Raw genomic sequence first — 4,799 nt, 5'->3', positions numbered from 1 at the left:
AATTGGAACTGACTGATCTTACCAACCAGCAGTTGGACGCCCTGCTAAAGGTACAGGACGCTAACTTCTATAATCACCAGGGTTACGATTTTGAAACTCCTGGTACGGGAAAGACTTCGCTTAGTCAAGGATTGGTGAAGTTGTAGTACTTTAATCAATTTAAGCCAGGGATTGCTAAGATCGAGCAGACACTGATTGCCCGCTACGCCTTTGATGCGCTAACGCCCAAGGATACTATTCTGAAGCTTTTTGTTAATAATGCTTATTTAGGGCAGGGAGATAGCGGTCCTATCTATGGCTTTGAACAGGCAGCTCATTATCACTTCCAAAAGGAATTTGCAGCATTCAGATGGGAGGAGTATCTCTCACTCATTGCCATGATCCGGGCGCCTAATGCCTTCCATTATATGAATAAGCCGAACGCTAATCGTTTACGTGTTGCTCGCATTAAAAAGATGTTGTCTGGTGAATATGTTCCAAAAGATAACAGTGATCAGTTTTATGACAGAGAGTGAGTTGGCATATATCCTTACTGGCTGAGAAGTTACACTAATGCTGGTATTAGCTAATTGGTAGTGGTCTCATTCGTCTGCTCTTCCCAGGCAAGAATATCGGTTTCATACTGCCGATATAAATCTAAAAATAGAGGCACAACCCGACTCACCAAGCTGGACGGCCCGTTGGCCATAATACAAATACCAATTCTCTTATTCCGATCCAGGGCAATAGCTGTGCGGTAACCGTTGGCGTATCCTCCGTGATAAGCCACCGTATCGTATGCTTGATGCACTATTCTCCAGCCGAGTCCGTAGTAAGCCGCTTCTAGCTGATTCCATCGGCGGAAGTATCGGTTTTTAATAGGGGTTTTAACTTGGGGCGCAAATATGCTATCTAGTGCTTCGGTTGGAAAGATATCAGGTCGATTTCCTAGTAAGGCCATGAGCCACTGGGCCATATCATGCGAGCTAGCATTGATCCCCCCGGCGGAAGGCACATTGTAGTAGTTCTCGGATATAGGCACTGCCCGCCAGCCTCGCTCGGTTGGCGAATGCGGTGAAGCTTTGTTGGTAGTTTCCATCATATCCTGATACCAAATTGAAGCATCGCTCATATGGAGAGGTTCCAATATCCGCTTCTGAATCAGTCTTTGGTATGATTCTATTGCTGCCGCTTCAACTACCGGTTCAATAATTCCGTACGCTACATTCTGATAGCTGTACCATTGCCCAACCTTACCAATCAAATCTACTCCAGCGAGTAGTGCAATCATATCGTCGCGTAGTTGCCCAGCTTCTACTAGATTGGTATACGCGTGATAGGGAAGCCCAGTAGTATGCGATAAGACATGCTTAACAGTTACCTCTCGGGTCTGCTCAGGGGAAATGAGCGCAAAAGAAGGAAGATAGTCAATTACCGGATCATTCCAAGCCAATAGGGAATCTCGCACCAACGTAGCTGCCAAACCCGAAGCAAATCCTTTAGAAACCGAAGCTAAGCGAAACACGGTGTGCTCGTCTACCGAATCTTCTTCTTGAATACTCCGAAGCCCATAGCCTTTTACCAGAATAGGTGTGCTATCTTTTACTACCGCAATACCTACTCCCGGTACACCACTAGAGTCTATTAAATGCTGTAACGTGTCTTTTAAAGCCAGAATAAATTGCTGTTCGTAAGGATTCTCCTGTGGCTGGGGTACCGGGGTTTCTTCTGCGGTTGACTCATTTGATTGGCAAGCCGGAAGAAAGGCGATAGCCACCAGGGCAAAGGTGACTAGTGCGTATGGTAAGCAGAAGGTTGGCGTTCGTAAGAACTTTTTCATTATAGGTACGAACGGTATTGGTAGATCAATTAGTACTAATTAAGCACTTTTCGGACGAAATGGTTTGATAACTGCTTCGTCGCACTCCAAAAATGGACCCCCAATCAAGTCAATACAGTAAGGAACAGCGGGAAATACCGCGTCTAGGCATTGCCGAATGGCGCGAGGCTTACCGGGTAGATTGATGATTAGGGTTTGGTTACGAATTCCAGCGGTTTGTCTTGATAAGATTGCGGTGGGCACATACTGTAAACTGGTTTGTCGCATTAGTTCGCCAAAACCCGGCATCATTTTATGGCAAACCGCCTCGGTAGCTTCGGGGGTTACATCGCGCGGAGCAGGGCCGGTTCCCCCGGAAGTTACGATCAGGCAACAACCTTCCTCGTCCGCCATCTTCTTCATGGTAGCTTCCAGTTGATCTTGCTCATCGGGGATAACCGCGTATACTTTCTCCCAAGGGGAAGTTAAGTAGTCGGTTAGGGTTTCAACAATAGCCTTACCCGGAATATCTTCGTAGATGCCTTTACTGGCTCGGTCAGATACGTTAATGATGCCTATTCTGATATTTTGTGTGTTCATGTGTTTGGGTGTTTGGGCCGCCGCGGAACGGTGTTAGGGTGTTCATGAAACGGGGTTACAATGATCAAAGTTATTTTCTTCTTGTTGAACATCAAAGACTTTAACACCTTGGATAATCACACATCATTATAACACTCTAACACTACGAACCATAACACCAAACAAATCGGTTATCTACTGACTAACAAATGATGACTTGGCTGGTATCTATATTCACATTCCTTTTTGTAAGCAGGCGTGCTACTACTGTGATTTTCACTTTAGTACTAATCAGGAACGTAAGACGGATATGGTTCGGGCTATTGCTCGAGAACTAGTGTTGCAACAGCCGTATCTGGCCGGACAAACTATTACTTCCGTCTATTTCGGAGGGGGTACCCCATCGCTACTGGATGAAGAGGAACTGCGGCTACTATTAGACACCATTTATGAGCAGTACACAGTTTCTTCCGATCCGGAAATTACCTTGGAAGCTAATCCCGATGATCTCTCATTAGATAAGCTACAGCTACTACAGCAGCTAGGTTTTAATCGTCTTAGTATCGGTATTCAATCGTTCTACGAACCGCATCTGCGTTATTTGAATCGGGCACACTCGACCGAAGAAGCAAAAAGGTGCGTTCAACAGGCAAAGGAGGTTGGTTTCAACAATTTGAGTATTGATCTGATCTACGCTATTCCCCATCCGGATCATTCGGTTTGGCAGGCCGATTTAGCTACCGCAATTTCTTTAAATCCGCAACACATTTCCGCCTACTGTCTGACTATTGAAGAAAAAACGGTGTTTGGCCGATGGTTACGCCACCAGAAAATTCCACCGATTGATGAAACTTTCGCCGCCAATCAATTTGAGCAATTGGTGAGTGGTTTGGCTTCGGCTGGATATGAGCAGTACGAAGTTTCTAACTTTTGCCAACCCAGTTGGGAATCCAAGCACAATAGCAACTACTGGAAAGACGTGCTTTACTTGGGAGTGGGGCCGAGCGCTCATTCGTTTAATGGGAACTCCCGACAATACAACGTAGCCAATAACAGTAAATACTTGAACGCATTAGCGGAATCGCAAGTACCCTACGAGTGGGAGGAGCTAACTCAAGCTGACCGTATTAATGAATATCTTATGACCAGATTACGAACAAAGTGGGGTTGCGATCTCGCTTGGTTAAAACAGGAACTTAACTACGATCTAGCAGTAGTTCAGGCAGATTATATTGAGGGGCTGATTCGCAATGGAAAAGCGATGTTAGAAAACCGGCAATTAGTGCTTACTTCGGCTGGAAAATTACTCGCCGATGGTATCGCGGCGGACTTTTTCGTTGATTCAGAGTAAAAATTACAGAAATTTTCTTCCTTAATATTCTAATATTCAGAGCGTTATGGTTTTCCTTTAACAAAAATCGTGCATTTTTTTTATTTGCAACTCATCTTCTGCACAGAAATTGCCTATGTAAGGTTGTAATTGTTATTAATCACTATCTCAACCAATCATATGAAAAAGATATTATTCACAATACTCGCAGTAGTTACTTTACATTCGGTTTCGCAAGCTCAGTTTTCACTAGGAGTAACTGGAGGCCCGGCTTTTTCTACCGGAAATTCATCAAACGTAATTGACAATGGTTACGGCTTAGGCATTGATGCTCGCTACCAAATTAGCCCAAATGTAGTGGCCGGAATAGGTTTTCAACGTTTCTCTTACGGAGCCAACGCAGTAGGCATTAATATTCCCGGAGTAGATTTTACTATCAATCCGATTACGGCTTCAGTCGCATTCACACCCATGGCGCAGGGAGTTACACCTTACGTAGGAATTAAAGGCGGAATTTATGACACCCGAGTTGACCTTGGCTCACTGTTCGGTATCTCTCGCTCGTACTTTGGTTTTGCCCCTACCTTAGGAGTATTAGTTCCGGTTAGCGATCTTATCGATGTTCATGCAAATGTAGAGTACCATACTGTATTTGTAAACGAATCTATCCCACTTACTGAAGTTTCATTAAGCGAAAACATCAACTTCGTCCCTATTAATATTGGTATCTCTTTTAAGTTAGGGCAGTAAAATTTTAGTTAAGTAGCTGTTATGATGAAGAAAAGCTGTTCGCCCTAGTCGGACAGCTTTTTATTTTGAAGGTTGTTGGTTTGCTGTATCTTTGAGTAAAGAAGGTATACTATGAAATCAACTTTGTTTCTATTACTGCTAGTAACCATTATAAGCACGTCGGCTTTGGCTCAGTTCTCACTGGGTGGGCACGTAAATGCCCTCTTTCCTATCGGTGATTTCAGCAACCGGACCGAAGGTGGGTTTGGGTTTGATGTAGAAGGGCGGTTTGGGGTCGAGAAAACGCTAATGACAAGTGCCAGCATTGGCTACCACTCATTTAGTTCACAAGGTGTTGGAAAC

General features: G+C 44.4%; 6 protein-coding genes. 4 read left to right on the top strand and 2 right to left on the bottom strand.

Annotated elements, in window-relative coordinates; translation table 11 throughout:
- The first annotated feature begins 170 nt into the window (after window positions 1-170).
- Window positions 171-515, top strand: coding sequence for a transglycosylase domain-containing protein (locus WBA23_RS00210; protein ID WP_424580212.1), 345 nt, complete (start codon window positions 171-173; stop codon window positions 513-515).
- 50 nt (window positions 516-565) lie between these two features.
- On the opposite strand, the gene WBA23_RS00205 is transcribed toward WBA23_RS00210, so the two are convergent.
- Together WBA23_RS00205 and mog are read right to left on the bottom strand one after the other, a co-directional pair.
- Window positions 566-1,819 carry a serine hydrolase domain-containing protein gene (locus WBA23_RS00205; protein WP_424580211.1) on the bottom strand — a complete coding sequence of 418 codons (1,254 nt, stop codon included), beginning with the start codon at window positions 1,817-1,819 and terminating at the stop codon, window positions 566-568.
- A 39-nt stretch (window positions 1,820-1,858) separates the two neighbouring features.
- Entirely contained in the window at window positions 1,859-2,398 is a 540-nt protein-coding gene (gene mog / locus WBA23_RS00200; protein ID WP_424580210.1) for a molybdopterin adenylyltransferase, read from the bottom strand.
- A gap of 196 nt (window positions 2,399-2,594) precedes the next feature.
- On the opposite strand from mog, the gene hemW reads away from it, so the two are divergent.
- The 3 genes from hemW to WBA23_RS00185 form a co-directional block, all read left to right on the top strand.
- Entirely contained in the window at window positions 2,595-3,728 is a 1,134-nt protein-coding gene (gene hemW, locus WBA23_RS00195) for a radical SAM family heme chaperone HemW (protein WP_424580209.1), read from the top strand.
- Window positions 3,729-3,887: 159 nt separating this feature from the next.
- Complete coding sequence (locus WBA23_RS00190; RefSeq protein ID WP_424580208.1) at window positions 3,888-4,457, top strand: outer membrane beta-barrel protein; 570 nt, start codon at window positions 3,888-3,890, stop codon at window positions 4,455-4,457.
- A 111-nt stretch (window positions 4,458-4,568) separates the two neighbouring features.
- A partial coding sequence (locus WBA23_RS00185; protein ID WP_424580207.1) for a hypothetical protein occupies window positions 4,569-4,799 on the top strand: 231 nt, incomplete at its 3' end.

Source organism: Tunicatimonas sp., assembly GCF_049647865.1.
In the GTDB taxonomy this organism is placed as follows: domain Bacteria; phylum Bacteroidota; class Bacteroidia; order Cytophagales; family Cyclobacteriaceae; genus Tunicatimonas.
The sequence above is the reverse complement of the archived record's forward strand: the minus strand, read 5'-3'. Positions and strand labels throughout refer to the sequence as shown.

Bases quoted from the DNA above. Each gene is read 5' to 3' on its own strand.
- WBA23_RS00205 (WP_424580211.1), bottom strand. From the start codon at position 1,819: ATGAAAAAGTTCTTACGAACGCCAACCTTCTGCTTACCATACGCACTA.
- mog (WP_424580210.1), bottom strand. From the start codon at position 2,398: ATGAACACACAAAATATCAGAATAGGCATCATTAACGTATCTGACCGA.
- WBA23_RS00190 (WP_424580208.1), top strand. From the start codon at position 3,888: ATGAAAAAGATATTATTCACAATACTCGCAGTAGTTACTTTACATTCG.